We start from the raw sequence: 20068 nt of genomic DNA on the forward strand, positions 1-20068 counted from the left end.
TATATACATAAATATTTTTTGTATGGAGATAAATAAACACCCAAATATATATGGTATTCTACCAATACGTTGATTAACTAATAAGGATTTCAAATTAACTTTGAATAGTGACAGTTCATTCTTTATATACATTAATAGCTCCTCGAAGCAGGTTTTAAATCATCAAATGCATCTTGTCGTAAAGGTACAAACTTATTATAATCCACTAAAATAGATTTTTGTTCATTATCATTATCTCTTACAAAAAAGAGATAATCAGGGCTATATTTTGAATAGTACAAATTTCCTGTTTCAGGATTTAATAATTTGTATGCAATTGCCATTCTATTTTTCCAATTTAAATACCCATATCGCTCCTTTATTACTTCTTCTAACTCAGGTGGGATTACACCTTTAAGCTCCCAATCTTTTTTTGCTTTTACACGCAAATCATAATGTAGGCCACTATCCTCAGGATAACTAAATTTAACATTGTTATCACCTTGTGCGCCTAAAGAAGCATCTACTAATGTTGTTTCATTAAAATTAAATTTTCCATCATTAAAATTAATATCTTTAGTATATAAGGTAAGATGAGCATGCGATGTATCTACATCTGTACTAGCACCATAGATTGGTCGAAAATCTGTAAGTTTTAACTCATTTTTTTTCGTAAAATCATCATTCTTATCAGTATTTTTACTGTAAATAAGATCAGAAAAACCAACATCAGCTTGAGTTGTTAAAATCAATCCATTATCAGAGGCTTTTTGAATAGATGCCTGTCCTATTTTATATGTCAAGCCTATTCTTTTATCATCAGGCAGTTCTTCTCGTACTTTTCCTACTGTACTCGTAGCTTGTTTATACATCGGATTTGCTATTTCAATTGATGATTCTCTGTTAGCTGCAAAGGCTTTTCCTTCAAAAATGATATAATTCATTGTCATAATTCCATTAGCAGGATGTACCTCATATCCATTATCAGCCATATAATCTCCAAATTCAGAAAAAGAATATACTGCTGGTTTATTAGTATACTCGAATGCTCCTGTATTAACATCATATACTGCATTAGTACCATCTGATAAAGTAATAGCTTTATGACCGTTATCAACTAATTTATCACCATAATTATCATAGACTCTAGCATAAGGACTATTATTTGCATAATACGTATCATCAGACGAATAAATTGAAGATATCCATGCATTAGGTTCCCAATTAGAATTACCACGTTCTAAATTTGAACGTGTAGCATAGGCAGCATTTGCAGAAGTACTGTTTAATCCTGCCAAATACATTAATGTATAATTCATCCCACCATCTAATATACTCTCATCAGGTAGCCATGACGATAAAGCATATGCGACACTACCATCTATAATTTCCTTTTGATCATTCTTATCTCCTAAACGATGTACCGTTCTATAATTACTTAATCCAGCCCACTTACCAATAATCTCAGATATTCTATGGTTTCTTGCATACCCCTCTTCATAAGTAAATGCGCCTTGTAATTCTGATAACATTTGTTGCTGTTCTTCATGTGTCAACCAGTTATTATTGGTTGCAGACAATGAAACACTTTGTCCAGTATCATTTATAGAAAAAGCTTTTAATAAGGTAATACTAGCTATCTTTCTAATTCCAGGGTCCTTAATATTTTTCAACGTATTATTAATTGTACTATTAACTGTAGCACCTTTTATACCATTTAAAATATTGTCCCCTGACACTGATGATATTGCCCCAGCAAAACCAGCATGTAAAGCAATTCTATATACCCCATTTTCATTCCATTTTTTAGATTCTTTAATATATTTTTGCGCTAAATCTTCTTTACCTTCTTGACTAGCTAAAATTGCTTTAATTGTTAGTTCGCGAGATTTTTTTAAAGCTACATCACCAATTAGCTTATATCCATGATCAGAAATTTTAGATAAAAGAATTTGTTTTTCTTCTACTGTTTTCTTATCAAAAATCGGTGCTAGTTTATTAAGTGCTTGTTCCGTATCATGATTAATCTTTTCTAAGGATTCTTTCTCCGCAATTTCAATGATACCTTCACTAATAGCTGAATGTGTGGTTGACTTAGAACTACCTTTTACAGGAATTCCCATTTTAGGGCTGCCAGTAATACCTATTGGATTATTTTTAGAGCGTTTAGTGGTAGATAAACTATATCCAGATGTCTTTGCTGAATAAGATGCTTCATTTTGAATATCATTCATTTTCAAAGAGTTAGAAGATAATTTATTCTTAGATTTATCAGGACTACCTTTAATTATACCACCTGTAAGTGTAGTTGCATTATTTACCTGTACATTATATCCACCATCACCTGCGTATATACCAGCCTGGTTTGTAACACTAGCATAATGACTGTCTGTAGTGCCTCTCGAATTATCAAATCCAACTCTCGCAGGTCCACTCATTCCATAGGATACAGATATACCTTTATTTTTACTTATTTTATGGTAGTCATTCGTATCTTGTAAACTTTCAATATTCAAATCATGTCCAACTTTTGTAGTTACACTTTCCCCGATGACCTTAGAACCAATAATATCTGTATCATTTCCAGAGACAGTATTGACTTGTTTACCACGAATAATTGCTCCCGTATGTGTCTTAGTTGTCTCTAATGCATTTTCTTTACCTTTATACACATTAGCATCTAAACCAATAACACCATTACCATGAGGACTAACTGTAGCACCAACAGACCATCCTGAGCTTGTATATGTGTCGAGTTGTACTAAAGAGTTTGTTCCTGCATCTATACGTAGGTTATTTGATGCATTTAAATTAACCTGTGGAGCCTCTACAACACTACCTGTAATCTGAATATTACCTTTGTCACTATTATCACTATCTGCAGTAATATTTACTTTATTTTTGCTCCCTATAGAACTACCTATATAGTTCTCTTGATTAAGTTCACTAACTTGTTTAAATTTGCTTGAACCAATACCTACTTGTATATTGAGTAAACGATCTTTTTTAGCTCTATTATTTACATTATTAATCGCTGATTTTACATCTGGATGCATAGCATTGCTCTCTTCAGGATGTTCAGCCTGATATGCTTTATTAAGTTCATCAGCCTTAGCAAGTATATCTATTTCTTTTTCTACAAGTTTTTCTATCTTAGCATTTTTATAAGAAGACCCATCATTATAAGCATGTTTTAAAGTATTTGCAGCCTCAAGATACTCTAATGTTGATAAGTTGCTATTTTTTCTAGAGTTAGCACGTTTACCCAGTTGCTGAATATTATTTAATTCATTAACAATCTGACCACCAACACTTACAGTAAGACCGGAACGCTTCTCCTCGTGACTTTGCACTACATGTGCAGTATTATGTTTTCCATCAACCGTTACATTTCGAGCAGATAAGTCTATCGGTTTATTACTAAAATAGTTTGTTGTTGTACTGTGGATTGAATTACCAGCATTAACATTTATCTCGCCCTTAGAGGAAGAAATATTAGTAGCAACTTGATTTTTATACCTTCCATCTGTTGTATCAGTCACTTTCTTACTACCAATAGTAAATCCTATACCAGCGCCCATTAACCCAGATTTTTTACTATATTGATATACATCATCACGTTGTGATTCTTCACCTGAATCCGTACGCACGTCATTACCTGCAGATACGGATACATCTTTTGTTCCTAAAATATTAGAACCTGTTACCGAAACATTGCGATTAGCTTTTACATTAATTGTATCTCCACCAATTGTTGAAGATAAAACACCTGTATGTTCATGATCTGTACGTATGATATTAGTTGTACGTGATAGTAAACTTTTTTCTTTGTATTTTAGACCATATTCATCACGACTATAACTGTTCCCATTAGTGATAGTAACATCATTTCCGGCTTCAACAGATGTGACACCATGTTCACTATTAACAATACCATTGCGGATATTTACATCATTTCCTGCATGTAAATTAACATGACTATCACTTAAAATAGCTGTACCTAATTCAGTACGACGATCAGTGCGATTATAATTATCACTATTAACAGTCATATCCTTTTTAGAAGACAATGCCTCTGTTGTTACATTAATATTGTGCCCAGCATCAATGGTTGCTTTAGAATGATCTCCAGTATGAACAATAGCACCTTTAAGGTTAACATCTCGTTTAGCAGATAAAACTAAATCACCATCTTTTGCTACACCAATAGTACCTTGACGACTAACAATATCGTGATGTTCTAGTCTATCTACATGAGCACCTACATTAATATCACGACCAGCATTAATAGTAACCTGTTTATCACCATGAATATTGCCTGTATTCATTACATCTTGTGATGCCTTAATAGTCACTTTACGTCCATCTATACGACCTGTATTTTCTACATCATTAGCCCCTAATACAATTGTATCTGCAGTCATAATGCCTTGATTTAGAATATCTGCATTAGTGTTGCTAACAATAGCTTTACCACTTATGATTCCACCCATTGCATCAACAGATTTTGCAGGTTGTTTCGCTAAATATACTTTAGGATATAGAACTTGTTGAGCTTTTCCATCTACTACAACTGTTTTAGTTTCTAACCACACCATATCAGTCGTTATAGCTTTCATTTGTTCTTTAGATAAGGCAATTCCAGGTGTTAATTTAAAAGCTTTACCAAAAGCTACACCAGCCTCTAATAATGCTTTATATTCAGCTTCATTATCTGTATAACCTTCTAAATACTGTTTACCTGTAGCTGATACTATTTGCTCATTAATAAGTTGCTGTTCATAGAATCCATCACCTAAACGTTTGAATCTTCTTTCAGGATTATTTGTCAACGCATCAATCATAAATTGAGAGGATAAAAAATTCTTTCGATTAGTAAAAGCAGGGTCAGTCTCTATCAAAGCATTAGCCGTAATAGCAGGATGAATATCATATAGTGCCTCTGTTGGTAACGATAAACCATCTATGGTTTGACTTGCTTTACCTTTGCCCCCACCCAGACCATATGGATCTAAACTATCATTGACCTTTGCAATAGTAGCTTTGGATACTTTATCTTCAGCGTGCTCTTTTAGAGTACCAATTGGTTTTACATTTTCTTCAGTAATCGACGGTGTCATAAAGACTTCAGGGCCCCAAACACGTATACGTTTACTTCTATAACCATGACGTTTCCTTTTCTTTTCGGTTCTACTCTCTTGAGTAGTTCCAGTAATAAAGGTTTTATCACTAATCATATCTGATATGTTTTGTATAGAGCCCTTTGTTTTAAAAGTTCCTCCTGAAATCACGCTGCTATTATCATTATAAAGTATACCAGTAGTTACTAAATCACCACCACTACTAATGATACCTGGATCATCATTGGTAATCTTTTTGTGAGTTTGTTCGGCTTCACTTCTAATGATTGTAAACTGATTTATTCGGTTCTCATTCTTATTCATTTCCTTATTATAAGCTTCATCTTCAGGCGTTTTAACTGGTTTTACATGCGGTGTACCATAACCACTTGAATCATCAGCATATGGGAACTCAGACTTATCAAATACCTGACCTTCTAATTTATGATTTGGATGAGTAACTTTTATTTTATCTGGATTTTTAGTAATCCCATCTGAAACACGCTTGGTTCCTAACGCAACATTATTATTTTCTACTGTAGGAGTATCAAGTTTAATAGACTTTGTAGCTTTAATAGTCGCCCCTTTATTATGTATACCATCTTTAGCAATAAAGTCCATAGTTCCACCACTATAAATGAGACCTTTACCAGTATTATCTATTGTATTTGAAGTTATATTAACGTGATTACGACCCGCAATTACACCAGACTTATGAGAATCTAGTTCTGCCTTAAGAGCAGTAACTTTCTCTTGTACATCATCATACGCTTTTGTTAAATCATTAATCCGTTGACGATGTGCGTCTAACTCAGGCTTGGTCTTATATTTAGATATATCAGCATTCCATTCAGCATCAAGTTCATTTTTTGCCTTTTCTAGCTCTTTACCAGCTTTATGATAGCGTTCTTCTATTTCACTATTAGTATGATTTGTAACTATATTAGCTTTAATATCTACTGTATCACCATAAATACGTCCACCTTCATGATTATCTATAGATTTAGCATTTATAGTTGTAGTATTTCCAGAGTTGATAAGACCATTATTGTTTACCTTTTCTTGACTATGTACAGTTGTAGAGGAATCACCTTGAACCACGCCATTTGAATGAATTGCTATACTTTGTCCATCTAAAATAGTATTGCCATTACTTGTAACACCACCATCAACTATAATTTGACCATCACTAGTAATACTAGAGGCTTGTGTAGAACTTACTACACCTTTAACATTTACACCAAGACCAGTGTTGGTACCTTTCAGAGTAATAGAGTTTGCATACATACCACCAATAGCAGAGACATCTAAGCCAATATTATTAGAATTACTAATCTTTTGTGTGTCTAATGTATTAGCAACTATTTTATTCTTACCAGTGCGAGCTTCAATCGAATTTGCCCAGACTCCAGCATTTACACTCGCTGCTTCTGTTAAAATTTGTAACGAGTTAGCCTCTTTGGCATTAAGACCATTTCTATTAATAGCAACAGTTCCTCGCTCCACCCGATATGAGTTTAGATTTCCTGATGAATCATATTCAGGTTTACCTGTAGTTAATACTGCTCGATCTGTATTGATAAATCCACCACCATCTACAGTAATACCATTAGGATTTGCTATAACTACTGAAGCTTTACGACCTGCTACCTCAATAAACCCGTTCATATTGGTTGGATTGTGTGAAGTAACCTCGTTAACAATGACACTGGCAGAACCACGCATCATATTAGTATTACCAGGAACATATCCACCAAGCTTGGTATTAGACATTTGGTAAGAGTTATTAAGAATTACACCATTTTGTGGTACGTTAAAGTTAGTATAATCATTTCTAGATACTCCACCAGCGCTAGGACCTACGACATTTACTAATGTGACACCGTTAGCAGCTTGTCCAATCATGGCTTGTCTTTCATGTGGCGCATTTCGATCTACCTCTATAGGATTTTCTGCATATACAAACGGTACGACTAAAGGATCAACGATTATTAACCCCATAGTAAGCCATACTGCAATTTTATATTGTAATCGTTTTTGTTTCATATTTACTCTCTCAATTAATACGTATACTATATTAGAACCGCACACCTGCTTGGAAACCTGCGGTTACAGAATCAGTTTTGTAACCACTTGGTTTATATAAAGGAGCCCCAACAAATACATCATAGAATAATCCAGATTTAAATTGCCCTCTTATCCCAAGACTAGTACCAGCAATAAATTTTCCTGTTAATACCTCTGTACTTGGACCATATACGGCGCCAAAATCAATATTAGCATAAACACTTGATTTCCATTTAGGGATGTAACTAGCAACCTCATTACGCATATACCAGCCACTTTCAGCCATTAGTGTATTTTCACCATCAAATCCTTGTACAGTATATCGATTCCCAAGGCTAATCATATCTCTAGAGAATAAACGTTTATCCCCTAATGTCCATTGTCCATAGAAAGATGTAGTAATACTTGCTGGTCTATGTCCCCATATACGTGGAATTTGATAATCGACATCTAACAATAGTTGAGTATATCGAGTACTAGGCGCGCCATTACCATATTCTGGTTGCGAACCAAACCAACCAACCCCTTGTTTAATAGCTGCTCTAGAGTATAATGTATTTTTCTTTATGTATCTTCGTTCTGATATACCTACTTCTAAAGAAGCTGTATTAGCACGTTGTACAGCAATTTCTACATCATTAATATAATTTTTAGCATTACGCTTGCTGATAATAATCTCCCAACTACGCTTAGTCGTTCGATCTCGATGAAATACATGATTCCACGAACCTCTTACAGTCTTGGCATGACTAGAACTAATAAATGGAGTAGACATAGAATTAATCGTTTGATGATATTTCATATCACTATAGGAAATACTAAAGGTATCCTTCCCTCTAGGTATTGAATAAGAAATAGTATGGTTTCGACTACCTTTTCGTTCACCATCTTGAGCAGCATCTCGATTAATACTTAAGTTTAATGAATCATTAGCATTAAATATCCTATCAACTCCAATTGCAGCCGTCCACTGCAGTTTACCAGTATCTTTTAGTCCAGAATCATCTATGGATATCATTCCATGAATTGGTGGTTTTTTAGTAGTTTCAAGTACAATATTCGTAGCTAACGGTTTTGTTCCTGGCTCAAGCTCAACAGACACATTTTGAGAACCAATTCGCTTCATTTGCTCTATCCCCTGTTCTATATTTCGAATATTAAGGATATCCCCTTCACGAATAGGAAATGCATTTTGCCATGGCAATGGTTGTGCATACGTTTTATATAAGACAGACTCTACGCGACCGAGTTGTAAATTAAATTGTAGATTACCTGAAGCTAATGATTGGGATGGAATACCAATCCGAGACGTGACGTATCCATGTTCTATAAGTGCAGTATTTAAGCTAGTAGATAATCTATTTACATCTTCAACTGTAAGTTTGCGATTTACAAATGGTTTAATTGTTTTACGTAGAAACGTAAACTCGTTAGGCACATCTAATTGTATCTTCTTTTTTTGTGCTTCATAATATAATGGACCTTTAATTAATCGTACACTTGCTGCAGAACTATTATCCACAAATGTCGTCTGATCCATAGTAGTATTTATCATATTACTATATGTTAATTCTACAGACTGACTAATAGGTTCTTCAACAACACGGATATGAGATACAAAAAAAGATGGCTCTACATGTGCTGGCTGTTGTGCCGGTACTGTATAACCATCTTGTGGTGTTAAAGAACCAGATGAAAAATCTATTCCACCTGTTTGTACTGTAATTCGTTCCTCTCCAAGCCGCGCCTCTCTCGCTAGTTGTTGTTCTCTCGCTCTATCTAGTTGTTCTTGAGTATCAATAGGTTTAGCACCCAAAATATGTATTGGTACCATACACACTAAACTTAGACAGAATAATAATTCTCTCTTTTTCATATATCCTCTCTTTCACACCAAAATATTCAAAAATTATAATTTATTATATTTTGTTTTATTTAACAAAGTCAATATAAATATAATTAAATAAAAAGATATGTTCTCTATATTTTTCATTATAATTTTATGACATTTTATTAACTAGAACTAAATCTTAGTATTATATCGACATAATTTATTCTTTTAGTTCCTACTTACATTATAAAATCATTACATATACTAGATGATTGACTTAGCTCCCTTTGGAGCGAAGAAAGTATAGACAACACTTTTCACGTTTTAATTTAGTATATGTCAAAAAAAATATGGATATAAAAAATTAGTAAAATAAAATTACTCATGTATTCACATATTCATATCCTTATAACCAACAAGAATATAATTATAAAATGTACTATCATACTTTATTCATCACATTAATTTATTAATAATCTCTCAAACTCCTTATACTTCTAGGGGTATAGGGTTTATTGACACCTGTTTTCCGCTTTGTTACGATTGAAATAAGGTTATATATATGCGATGAATCCATAGTTTTCATATAATAGAACTATGTAAATGATTGCATATTAGTGTAGTTATAGTTATAGATAGGAGTATAGAAATGAAAAAACAATTAGCTTTAGCATCCGCTATTCTAGGTCTTGCAGTATCCTTTGGTGCACCAGTTGTGTCTAATGCTGCATATCAATTAAATGAAGAAGTAAAAGATCCTACACCAGCATTGAAAGAAGCCGCTGCAATTGGTGTTCGTACACATAATACAGAAGCTTTACAAAACTTGCCAAACAAGGATGCTATGGTTGTTATGAGCTTTGGTACAACTTATAAAGATACTCGCGTAAAAACAATCGATGCTACTGTAGATGCTATTAAGGCGGCTCACCCAAATACTAAAGTGATAACTGCTTTCACAAGCCATATCATTCGTGATCGTATCCAACAAAAAGAAGGTATAACATACCCTACACCTGAAGAAGCTTTAGCTGAACTTAAAAAAGATGGTTACACTCGCGTTGCATTGGCATCTCTAGATGTAATTCCTGGTATGGAATATAATTACGATGCAGCAGTATATAATTTATACAAAAATGATTTCAAAAAAATGACACTCGGTACATCTCTTATGTACTGGATGGGTCAAGAAAACCAAACTGACCAAGTTATTGAAACATTAAAAGCTGTTCAATCCCAATTCCCTAAATTAGGTAAAGAAGATGCTCTTCTTATCATGGCTCATGGTACTCCAGATCCTTCCAATGCATACTATTCTGTAATTCAAGACCGCATCCATACTCTTGGTATGAAAAATGTATTCATCTACACAGTAGAAGGTACACCAAATCTTGAACAAGTTATCCCTCAATTGAAATTACATGGTATTAAACATGTTACATTGATGCCTTTCATGATGGTTGCTGGTGACCATGCAAACAACGACATGGCTGGTAACGAACCAGATTCCCACAAATCCGTTCTTGAAAAAGAAGGTTTCAAAGTTGACACTTATATCCATGGTTTAGGTGAAAACCAAAACATCCGTAACTTATTCGTTGAACGTGCTAACGAAGCCTGGGATGCATTAGAAAAATAATCAATATAACAATATAACTAAGATCGTTATTGCATATATAACATTCATAGGAGTACATCATGAAAAAACTACTACTCGTTAGTATCGCTTTGGTTATGATTGTACTAGCACTAGCTGGGTGTGGTAAAACCACATCCAGCTCTTCTGCTACTACGAAGGAATTGACCTTTAATGGTCAAACCTATACTGTACCAAAGGATCCACAAAAAATTGCTGTATTATCTAATTCTGTTTTATCTATGCTTTATGCTGTCGATGGTAAAGCCATTAGCCGTGCCAATACAACGGATAAACTAGCACCAGAGTTAGAAGCTCTACCGGCTCTTGGTCAAACTGCAAATATCAACATGGAACAATTATTAGGCTTGAAGCCAGATGTAGTATTGGGTTTAGTAAATCAACATAAAAAATATGAATCCCAATTACAAGCTAATAATATTCCAACCGTACTTTTTGATTACGATGGTATTAAAGATAATGTACCAATGTTAACATTCCTTGGCGAGTTAACTAATCATCAAGATAAGGCTAAATCTGTTATTACTACCTATGAAAGCAATATTACCAAGGTAAAAGATGCAGTTAAGAATCAACAGCCTGCACGTGTTGCCGTATTACGTGCCACAGGAAAGGGTGTAACTGCCGAAACTGATGAAGCAGTTACTGCATCCATGGTAAAAGAGCTAGGCATGACAAATGTTGTTGCCTCCCACCTAGAGGGTACAACCAAGGACAAAACTGTCCCTTACTCTCTTGAAACATTGACTGCAGATAATCCTGATATTATCTTTGTTGTTACAATGGGTAAAGAAGAAGAAATTACAAAAGCTATGAAACAAGCTATGACAGATAATCCTGCATGGGCTAATTTAAAAGCTGTACAAAATAACCGCGTAATATACTTACCATCTAAACTATTCCTATTAAACCCAGGACTACAAACACCTGAAGCTATGGCGCGTTTAGTTAAAGAAGCATACGGTATTAATGTTACATTCTAACATATTGCATCATGCGAAAGAGGGCATCCCCCAAATAGGGAATGCCCTCTTTTTTATTAATATCAAGCTACTCAACTAATCCTTTTACGCGTACATATTTTTTATTATCAAATGTATCAAGTTGTACATCTACAGAGAATACATCTCTAAACAACTCATCCGATATTATTTTATTTGTTTCTCCTGACGTTACTAAATGGCCTTCTTTTATAACAGCCATATAATGTGAATATTGAACCGCCTGTGTTAGTTCATGAAGTACCATGAGAACGGTTAAATCTTGTTCCTTATTTAATCGTTTCAATAACTCCATAATTTCTAATTGGTGATTAATATCTAAATATGTTGTAGGTTCGTCTAAGACTAATAATTTTGGTTGCTGTGCTAGCGCCATAGCAATCCAAACGCGTTGCCGTTCACCACCAGATAGGGATGGGATTAATTGTTCTCGCAAATGATTCGTTTTCGTGATATGTAACGCATAGTCAACAATCTCACGATCTTCTTTAGCCGTGTTTTTCCACCACGTTTGGTATGGATACCGTCCACAATATACCAATTCTTCTACAGTCATATCCTTTGGCATATTCGGTACTTGTGGCAAAAATGCCATTTGCCTTGCCAGATTGTTTTGAGAATATGATTGTAACGGTTTATCAAATATGGTAATACATTCATGAGGACTATGGATATATCCGATCATAGATCGTAAAAGCGTACTTTTACCACAACCATTAGGCCCTATTAATGTCGTAATTTTACCGATAGGAACCGATACATTAATGTCATATAGAATATGACGATTCCCAAGAGTTACGGATAACTGTTTTACATCAATAGCGGTATTCATTAGTTATCCCTCCTCAATAGATACAAGAAGAACGGCGCTCCAAAAAATGCCATAATAATGCCCACTGGTACCTCTATAGGGCTCCACATAACTCGTCCTATTGTATCACTGACAACAAGAACTAGGGCGCCTAATAATGCGGATCCAGGCAATAAATATGCATAGTCATTACCGATTATAAGACGTAACATATGGGGAATAACCAAACCTACAAATCCGATAAGTCCAGCTATACTTACAGCACCAGCCGCTAAAAGAGCAGCCACTGCAGTCATAATAAACCGTGTTTGTTCTACCTTAAGGCCTAATCCCTTTGCAGTTTCATCACCTAAACTTAAAATGGTAAGTCGTTTAGCTCCTAAACAGGCAAAAATAAGGCCAACTATAGCATATGGAAACAGCACTTCTACTTGAGGCCAACTGCGTGCAGCGAGTCCCCCTACCATCCAAAGCAATGCCCCTTGTACACGATCACCGAAGAATACAAGTAGTGCTGAAATACCTGAGCCTAAAAAGGCTGCGACCGCAACACCAGCTAAGATAATACGACTAGGTCGCACTCCATTTTTCCAGGCTAGTGCATAGACCATGAGGGCTGCAGCCATAGCACCTAAAAAGGCCACTAAAGGAACTATATGATCATACCCAGGAAATAAAATAAATATGATAACACCAGCTAGTCCTGCACCAGAGGATACCCCTACAATTTGTGGATCCGCTAGGGGGTTTTTCATAACTGCTTGCAAAATTGCACCAGATACAGCTAGACAAGCCCCCACTAACGCAGCTACAATATTGCGAGGCAATCGAATATTCCAAATAATTTGTGAAGATGTATCAGTTAGCTCACTAGCCCATAATGTATGCCAAATCTCAGCTAATGATACGGGTGTTGATCCCCAAATAAGAGATATAATCATGCTCATAATAACGGCGATGATTAAGATACAAATCACTGATATACGAAATAATTTTCGTTCATTACTAGATGCCATATGAACCCCCTCTCAAAACCTACCTAATGTAATATAAGTCTCTTATAAAATGAACTCTATTTTACAGATACTACATTATAAGAAATTTAATATAGCATAATTACTGTGTTTATCTAATTTATGTTTAGCAATTATTGTGAAAAATATATACAGTAAAACCCGAATCGCAAAACTACTAAAACACGATTCGGGTTTTGTACTATTTAGATTCTTTGCCTTCTACGAAGAGCATGTCATTGCGTTTTACGTCTGTGTAAAGTAATGCATTACATACGGAGGCAGCGATTGGGCTACCACCTTTGTTGCCTTTTACAGTGATGTAAGGAACCGGAGATACTTCCATCAGATAGTCTTTGGATTCTGCAGCACCTACGAAGCCTACAGGGATACCAATGATAAGAGCTGGTTTAATGCCTTCTTCAAGAGCAAGGCGCAATACTTCATACAATGCAGTGGGTGCATTACCGATAGCAACGATTTGTCCTTCTAATTGTTTGCCAAAGGTACGCATAGCTGCGATGGAGCGAGTTACACCTAATTCTTTAGCCATTTTAGCTACATTTTCGTCTTTAATTAAGCAGTGCACTTCATTACCGCGAATTTTAAGAGCTGGCTTAGAAATACCTGTGCGAACCATTTCTACATCTGTATAAATATCTGCACCATTATCCAATGCTTCAATACCTTTTTGAACAGCATCAGGGCTCATTTTTACAAGTTGAGCATATTCGACATCACCAGACGCATGTACTGTACGAGATACAACGCGCACTTCATCATCTGTTAAACCTAAATCCTTTACATAATCGTAAATGATTTCCATGCTTTTATCTTCAATAGCTTTAGGATTTTTAACGTAATCCATTAGTGTCCTCCCATAATTTAAAAAATTCATCATTTGACGATACCACGTGACTTTCAAGTTTAACACGGGGTCGATCGATAACTATAACATGGATACCAAGATCCATAGCAGCTTGTAATTTTGTATCAGCACCACCTACAAGTCCAGAGTTCTTCATAACTACAACACTAGCCTTTGTATCGTGGAACATGATACGATTCATATCATAAGAGAATGGACCTTGAACAGCAACGATACGCTTAGGACTCACGTTGAGGTCTTCCATCATTTGTAACACCTCTGCAGTCGGCAAAATACGTGTCCATACTTCACAATCTTGTAAAGCATCAGATTTAGCAAAGATGTGCATTGTCTTACTACCTGTGGTCAAATACACATGTTTATTGTTTTCCTTTGCCAATTTGCCAGCTAAATTAGCGGCTTCTACCTCATCAACTACAATATGCAATTTATCATAGTCTGGCAATGGCACCTCTTTACGTTCAAAGCGAACAAAAGAAATACCTTCAGCTTTTGCTGCATCTTGGGCCGTAGCTGTAACAATAGCAGCATACGGATGGCTTGCATCGATTAATAAACGTACGTTGTGTTCCTTAATCAAATTTTGCATAGCCTTTTGGTCAAGACGGCCCGTATGAACAGTAATGCCCTTATGGGCAGCAAGCTCTGCCCCATACTGACTCACAACAGTAACGAGAACCTCTTCACCTGTCCGTTCTTGAATATCTACCGCTAAGGTACGACCATCCAAGGTACCAGCGATGACCCAAATCATAACTTGTAGCCTCGAGGTGTAATCATACGACCGTTTTCAACATAGGTTTGGCTATTACCGATAATAACAAGTGTTTGCATATCTACTTCTTCTTTTGTGAAGTTTTCAAGGTCAGAAATTACCATTTGTTGACCTGGACGACCTGCTTTTTGCACGATACCAACAGGTGTTTTAGGATCGCGGTATTTAAGAACGATTTCACGAACTTCATCTAAATGAGTAACGCGTTTTTTACTGCGCGGGTTGTACAAAGAGATAACCATGTCACCTTGTGCGCAAAGGTCAGCACGTTTTTTAATTAAATCCCATGGAGTCATCAAGTCACTAAGAGAAATAACTGCAAAGTCATGCATCAACGGAGCGCCTAAAACAGAAGCCGCTACGTTTACAGCACTAAGGCCAGGTACGATATCTACGGAAGGACGTTTTTCTGCTGGTACTTTATTAGCAAGTTCCAACACAAGACCTGCCATGCCGTATACGCCAGAGTCACCAGATGATACAACTACGACTTGATGGCCTTCTACCGCTAAATCAACAGCTTGTTGGCAACGATCTACCTCTTGCATCATGGCAGTGCCTACAGTTTCTTTACCTTCGATAAGGTCTTTAATCAAGTCAAGATAAGTCAAATAACCTACAACACGGTCAGCCGCTAAGATGGCTTCGCGCGCTTGAGGCGTCATAAACTCTTCATCGCCAGGGCCGATGCCAATTACTTTGATGTTACCTGTGCAATGGCTACCGTTGTTTTGGGATAAATTGTTTTGTGCTGTATTAGTGTTCGGCTCTTGGCCGCTAGTAATGCCGTTGTCTCGCATACGTTTCCTACTCCTATAGTTCCTTTTACAAAATTAGATTCTTTTAATTTTTCTTCTTCAATGAGTGGTGCCATCTCGTCCTGTGTATAGAACACGATAGGCCACCCCATAATTTGCATAGCCTCTAACAGGCCTACTTCATTTTGTTTAACGATGACCGATGCCGCCGTGACAATACTCTTTGGTGAAAGCTTATGTGCTGCTAGCGATTGTTGTATGGCGTCAAGGATCAATTCCTTTGGCGTATCTCTACGACAACCAATCCCCATCGTATACGTACGAGGGCGTAAAATCAATTGATAACCATGCTCGGCAATCACCTTATCGGTAATTACAACCCGAGATAAGCCCTCTTCAGCACTATCATTTTTACATGGGATAGACTCGAGTTGCTCCAGAGAAACAAGATGCGCCATGCCATGTTCACCAAGATGAGATTTCGCAGCTTGCTCAAAATGCGCTGCATTCGGCAAGCTTTCATCGATATAATAATCAACACGCTCTCCCCCAACGATGGCAGAGTTCACATTGATTAAGGTTTGAAAATCATCTACCAACAGATGCTCGTGGCGCGCTAACACATCAGGCGCTGGCAATCCGTTTACATCCGTTGCAGTTGTAATAACAGGGTCCGCATCGATGGCCAATGAAATGGACTGTGTCCATTCGTTGGCACCCCCAAGGTGACCAGATAATAAACTGATTACATGGTGCCCTACTTCATCCATTACGACTACCGCAGGATCCTTAGATTTATGCTCAATATACGGTGCAATCATGCGCACTACAATACCGAGTGCCATGATGCATAATACTTGATCGTAATCCTTAAAAATCTGTCCAATATGATTTTTGAGGGAATCAAAATAAATAGCCTCACCACCAGAGGGACGGTTTTCTTTTTCAAAGCAATCCGCATGAGGTGCCACCAAAGACTTGATGCGTTGACCCAGCTTTGCCCCTCGTTCAGATACAGAAAGAATAGCCGTTCTATTCTTCTTAGCTTCTGTCATAGGCACAACAGTTTCTAGCTCTTTCATCATACTAGTCCTTAGCACTGCGGTACATGTGAGCGAAGCCTTTGTCATAGAGTTTAGACAATTCGTATTCACTATCTAATACATGGCTTACTACAATCATAGCTTGGCGCAATACGCCTTCTTTCGCTACGATATCCGCAATAGTTTCCAATGTGCCACGAATAATGCGTTGGTCTGGCCAAGAAGCTTTTACCACGATAGCCACTGGAGTCGTTTTGTCATAGCCACCCTCGATGAGTTCAGCTACAACCTTGTCTAACATTTGAACGCTAAGGAAAATACACATTGTCGCTTCATGAGATGCTAACATGCGCAATTTTTCCTTTGGAGGCATCGGCGTACGGCCTTCCATACGCGTAATAATAACTGTTTGAGATACATTTGGTAATGTATACTCTTGTTTCAATGCCGCTGCTGTAGCAAGGAAAGAGCTTACACCCGGCACGACTTCATAAGAAATGCCCATGCCCGCCAATGCATCCATTTGCTCTTGAATAGCACCGTAAATAGCAGGGTCACCTGTGTGAAGGCGAACTACACGTTTACCAGCCTCAACGGCCGCTTTCATAACAGCTAAAACCTCATCAAGGTTCATCGTAGCACTGTTATGAATTTCACAGCCTGGTTTACAAGCCTCTAAAATGGCAGGGTTTACCAAGGAACCCGCATAAATTACAACATCTGCCTCTTGAACTAAACGATACCCTTTGCGAGTAATTAACTCAGGATCCCCAGGGCCTGCACCTACGATATGTACGTCAACCATATTACTCTCCTTCTGCGATACGCGTTGCAGATACAATGAAAATTGGACTCAATGGGTCTAACAAATGATAAGGACCAGCCTTGCGGTAACGACTGATAGACATTTGGTAACCTTCATACGTGAAAGGACGACCTTTCAACTCTTTCAGAATGGTATAGCCAGTCTCCATCGTTACAGCCGTCACTACTAAACGGCCGCCTACTTTTAAAAGACGTTGCGCTTCGTCCATGATGCCTGTCATGCCACCAGCGCTACCACCGATGATAACCGCATCAAGCTCTGGCAATTCTTCCATGCCTTCAGGAGCTTTGGATTTGATTACAGTCATATTATTTACATTGAATTTCTTTATATTCTCATTGATAAGGTCGATGCCTTTATCAAAGCGCTCAATGGCATATACATGCCCTTTAGGAGCTGCCAAGGCTGCTTCAATAGAAATAGAGCCCGTACCAGCACCTACGTCAAGGACGATGCTATCCTCCTCGATGCGTGCCTCGTTCATAACGGCTTTACGAATTTCGCATTTCGTCATCGGCACATCGCCGCGTATAAACTCCTCATCAGGAATTCCGAAAAAATGTCTCATCCTAGTACCACCATTACAGAATGACCAAAGCCTTCGAGCTCAGTTAACACCTCTAGCGTAGAGTCTACGATTTTTTCATCATCATAACTCAAGCGCTCAAGGGCTGCCGCTCTCGTTTCTTTTGGCCAACCTGCATCTATTAAAATACGCGCAATATGCGCTGGATTATATTCTGGGTCAGTTAAGAACCCCATCTTTTTACCTGCTTCATACACGAGTTTCTCTGGTGCCGGTTGGCGCCCATGAAAACTCATCAAGTCCGCATCATGCCACACCTCATTGAGTCGAGCAAAGGCAAAGGTCATAGAACTAATACCTGGTACCACCTCAATAGGATTAGCAGTAAATTTCTTCTTTAAATAGGGCAACAAGCTATAATAGCCTGTATCACCACTAACCATGACCACCACGTCATGGCTCTTGAGCTCATGCTCAATTTGTTCGGCTAGTAAACTAAGTTTACCCGTTACAGGATATGTAATTTGTCCAGGCTCTTGAAAGTCCTCTAAGGACCGTTCACTGCCTACCAGTACTGTAGCATGTTTAATTAAATTAAGACCTCTAGGCACCACATAATCAGGATTACCCGGACCAATGCCTACGATATACAAGGTATGTGCCAATGTTCAAGTTCTCCTATCTCTTTTGCATGTTTATCCATTGCCAAAATCTCGCCTTTTAAGGTCGTAATGATGATACCTACCTCTGCTTCGTTCGCAATATAGCGCTCACTACGTAGAGATGCACGATCTACAACACGTTGGTACACACCAGTAAAACCTTCTCGCGCCAAGATAGGGAAGGTAGACTCAGTAGTTTGGCAATTAAATAACTCTTCACAAACTGCTTGCGATGCCCCTTCTAAGGCAGCATAGGCCACGATGCTTTCCATACGGCCATCACTCATGCGATTATGAGTATGGAAGCTACCACTAGCTAGTTTGATTAACTTACCGATATGACCGATGATTAGGATTCGCTTAAATCCAATCTGTACAGCCTTTTCTAGCATAAATCCGATAAAGTTACTTGTTTCTGCCATTTGGTTCTTATGGATACCCAATACTTGCTCTGCAAGATCTTGACCAATACGCCCCGGTACGAGAACAGCTGTTTCACATCCGTTAGCCTTCATAACTTTCAACTGTGGCACTAACGAGTTCTTAAACCCTTCTTCACTCATAGGCTTAACAATACCGGTAGTACCAATAATGGAAATGCCACCTTCGATACCAAGTGTATGATTTAATGTTTTCTTAGCTAATATCTTACCATTAGGAACACTAACGGTTACCGTCACACCTTGACCATGGACACAATGTTCTTCAAAAACTATTTTCATCATTGCCCGGGGCCCTGGATTGATAGCCGGTTCTCCTGGCGGCATAGCAAGGCCTGGTTTCGTTACAGTACCTACACCAAAGCCTGCTCGGAATCGCAGTTCACCAGTATTATCAAGGGTCACTGTCGTTTCCACATCATTGCCATGAGTTACATCAGGATCATCGCCCCCGTCTTTCATAACGGTCACCTTCGCCTCTGTATCGGATATAACCTCTATCGCTTTAATAGGCACCTCAATATACTGCCCTTGAGGATTTTCAATAACCACTTGGTCCACAATGTTCTTATCTAAGAGGGCCAATAAACCAGCTTTCATACCTGCCGTAGCACATGAACCTGTGGTATATCCACCCTTCATGTCCTCCACTCTCATAAGGCCTCCTACA

14 protein-coding genes are annotated in these 20068 nt (G+C 37.4%); 2 read left to right on the forward strand and 12 right to left on the reverse strand.

Annotation, left to right across the window (positions count from 1 at the left end; translation table 11 throughout):
* Positions 1-131: 131 nt before the first annotated feature.
* Together ACGHIY_RS05640 and ACGHIY_RS05645 are read right to left on the reverse strand one after the other, a co-directional pair.
* Positions 132-7145, reverse strand: coding sequence for a hemagglutinin repeat-containing protein (locus tag ACGHIY_RS05640; protein WP_390525350.1), 7014 nt, complete (start codon positions 7143-7145; stop codon positions 132-134).
* 31 nt (positions 7146-7176) lie between these two features.
* Positions 7177-9042, reverse strand: coding sequence for a ShlB/FhaC/HecB family hemolysin secretion/activation protein (locus ACGHIY_RS05645; RefSeq protein WP_390525351.1), 1866 nt, complete (start codon positions 9040-9042; stop codon positions 7177-7179).
* Between the two features lie 604 nt (positions 9043-9646).
* Between ACGHIY_RS05645 and ACGHIY_RS05650 the strand changes: the two genes are divergently transcribed.
* Both ACGHIY_RS05650 and ACGHIY_RS05655 read left to right on the forward strand, forming a co-directional pair.
* A complete protein-coding gene (locus ACGHIY_RS05650) occupies positions 9647-10636 on the forward strand; it encodes a sirohydrochlorin cobaltochelatase (protein WP_187002540.1) in 990 nt (329 codons plus the stop codon).
* A gap of 59 nt (positions 10637-10695) precedes the next feature.
* The gene (locus ACGHIY_RS05655; RefSeq protein ID WP_287512047.1) at positions 10696-11637 is read left to right on the forward strand and encodes an ABC transporter substrate-binding protein; all 942 of its coding nucleotides are present in this window, start codon (positions 10696-10698) and stop codon (positions 11635-11637) included.
* A 67-nt stretch (positions 11638-11704) separates the two neighbouring features.
* Here ACGHIY_RS05655 and ACGHIY_RS05660 read toward each other — a convergent pair whose 3' ends face one another.
* The 10 genes from ACGHIY_RS05660 to cbiD form a co-directional block, all read right to left on the reverse strand.
* On the reverse strand, positions 11705-12487 hold the full coding sequence (locus tag ACGHIY_RS05660; RefSeq protein WP_295815744.1) for an ABC transporter ATP-binding protein: 783 nt from the start codon (positions 12485-12487) through the stop codon (positions 11705-11707).
* Positions 12487-13482 carry a FecCD family ABC transporter permease gene (locus ACGHIY_RS05665; RefSeq protein WP_390525352.1) on the reverse strand — a complete coding sequence of 332 codons (996 nt, stop codon included), beginning with the start codon at positions 13480-13482 and terminating at the stop codon, positions 12487-12489. The genes ACGHIY_RS05660 and ACGHIY_RS05665 overlap by 1 nt, the downstream gene beginning before the upstream one ends.
* A 199-nt stretch (positions 13483-13681) precedes the next feature.
* The gene (locus tag ACGHIY_RS05670) at positions 13682-14347 is read right to left on the reverse strand and encodes a precorrin-8X methylmutase (RefSeq protein WP_004696261.1); all 666 of its coding nucleotides are present in this window, start codon (positions 14345-14347) and stop codon (positions 13682-13684) included.
* Positions 14334-15122, reverse strand: coding sequence for a precorrin-6A reductase (gene cobK / locus ACGHIY_RS05675; protein ID WP_314983793.1), 789 nt, complete (start codon positions 15120-15122; stop codon positions 14334-14336). The genes ACGHIY_RS05670 and cobK overlap by 14 nt, the downstream gene beginning before the upstream one ends.
* Positions 15119-15808, reverse strand: a complete 690-nt coding sequence (cobJ, locus tag ACGHIY_RS05680; RefSeq protein ID WP_009351748.1) for a precorrin-3B C(17)-methyltransferase — start codon at positions 15806-15808, stop codon at positions 15119-15121. The genes cobK and cobJ overlap by 4 nt, the downstream gene beginning before the upstream one ends.
* 29 nt (positions 15809-15837) lie before the next feature.
* Positions 15838-16983: a cobalt-precorrin 5A hydrolase gene (locus ACGHIY_RS05685; protein ID WP_390525769.1), complete on the reverse strand. Its 1146-nt coding sequence runs from the start codon at positions 16981-16983 to the stop codon at positions 15838-15840.
* A 4-nt stretch (positions 16984-16987) separates the two neighbouring features.
* Positions 16988-17749 (reverse strand): precorrin-4 C(11)-methyltransferase, encoded by a 762-nt coding sequence (gene cobM, locus ACGHIY_RS05690; RefSeq protein WP_004696269.1) that lies wholly within the window; start codon positions 17747-17749, stop codon positions 16988-16990.
* A 1-nt stretch (position 17750) separates the two neighbouring features.
* Positions 17751-18338, reverse strand: a complete 588-nt coding sequence (gene cbiT / locus ACGHIY_RS05695; RefSeq protein ID WP_004697307.1) for a precorrin-6Y C5,15-methyltransferase (decarboxylating) subunit CbiT — start codon at positions 18336-18338, stop codon at positions 17751-17753.
* Positions 18335-18961, reverse strand: a complete 627-nt coding sequence (gene cbiE / locus ACGHIY_RS05700; RefSeq protein ID WP_155086149.1) for a precorrin-6y C5,15-methyltransferase (decarboxylating) subunit CbiE — start codon at positions 18959-18961, stop codon at positions 18335-18337. Before cbiE ends, cbiT begins: the two co-directional genes overlap by 4 nt.
* Complete coding sequence (gene cbiD, locus ACGHIY_RS05705) at positions 18937-20055, reverse strand: cobalt-precorrin-5B (C(1))-methyltransferase CbiD (protein ID WP_390525353.1); 1119 nt, start codon at positions 20053-20055, stop codon at positions 18937-18939. The genes cbiE and cbiD overlap by 25 nt, the downstream gene beginning before the upstream one ends.
* Between the last annotated feature and the right edge of the window lie 13 nt (positions 20056-20068).

Source organism: Veillonella parvula, from assembly GCF_042850485.1.
In the GTDB taxonomy this organism is placed as follows: Bacteria; Bacillota; Negativicutes; order Veillonellales; family Veillonellaceae; genus Veillonella; species Veillonella parvula_Q.

Coding starts and splice junctions, on each gene's coding strand:
- ACGHIY_RS05640 (WP_390525350.1), bottom strand. CDS start 7,145: ATGAAACAAAAACGATTACAATATAAAATTGCAGTATGGCTTACTATG.
- ACGHIY_RS05645 (WP_390525351.1), bottom strand. CDS start 9,042: ATGAAAAAGAGAGAATTATTATTCTGTCTAAGTTTAGTGTGTATGGTA.
- ACGHIY_RS05650 (WP_187002540.1), top strand. CDS start 9,647: ATGAAAAAACAATTAGCTTTAGCATCCGCTATTCTAGGTCTTGCAGTA.
- ACGHIY_RS05655 (WP_287512047.1), top strand. CDS start 10,696: ATGAAAAAACTACTACTCGTTAGTATCGCTTTGGTTATGATTGTACTA.
- ACGHIY_RS05660 (WP_295815744.1), bottom strand. CDS start 12,487: ATGAATACCGCTATTGATGTAAAACAGTTATCCGTAACTCTTGGGAAT.
- ACGHIY_RS05665 (WP_390525352.1), bottom strand. CDS start 13,482: ATGGCATCTAGTAATGAACGAAAATTATTTCGTATATCAGTGATTTGT.
- ACGHIY_RS05670 (WP_004696261.1), bottom strand. CDS start 14,347: ATGGATTACGTTAAAAATCCTAAAGCTATTGAAGATAAAAGCATGGAA.
- cobK (WP_314983793.1), bottom strand. CDS start 15,122: ATGATTTGGGTCATCGCTGGTACCTTGGATGGTCGTACCTTAGCGGTA.
- cobJ (WP_009351748.1), bottom strand. CDS start 15,808: ATGACGCCTCAAGCGCGCGAAGCCATCTTAGCGGCTGACCGTGTTGTA.
- ACGHIY_RS05685 (WP_390525769.1), bottom strand. CDS start 16,983: ATGAAAGAGCTAGAAACTGTTGTGCCTATGACAGAAGCTAAGAAGAAT.
- cobM (WP_004696269.1), bottom strand. CDS start 17,749: ATGGTTGACGTACATATCGTAGGTGCAGGCCCTGGGGATCCTGAGTTA.
- cbiT (WP_004697307.1), bottom strand. CDS start 18,338: ATGAGACATTTTTTCGGAATTCCTGATGAGGAGTTTATACGCGGCGAT.
- cbiD (WP_390525353.1), bottom strand. CDS start 20,055: ATGAGAGTGGAGGACATGAAGGGTGGATATACCACAGGTTCATGTGCT.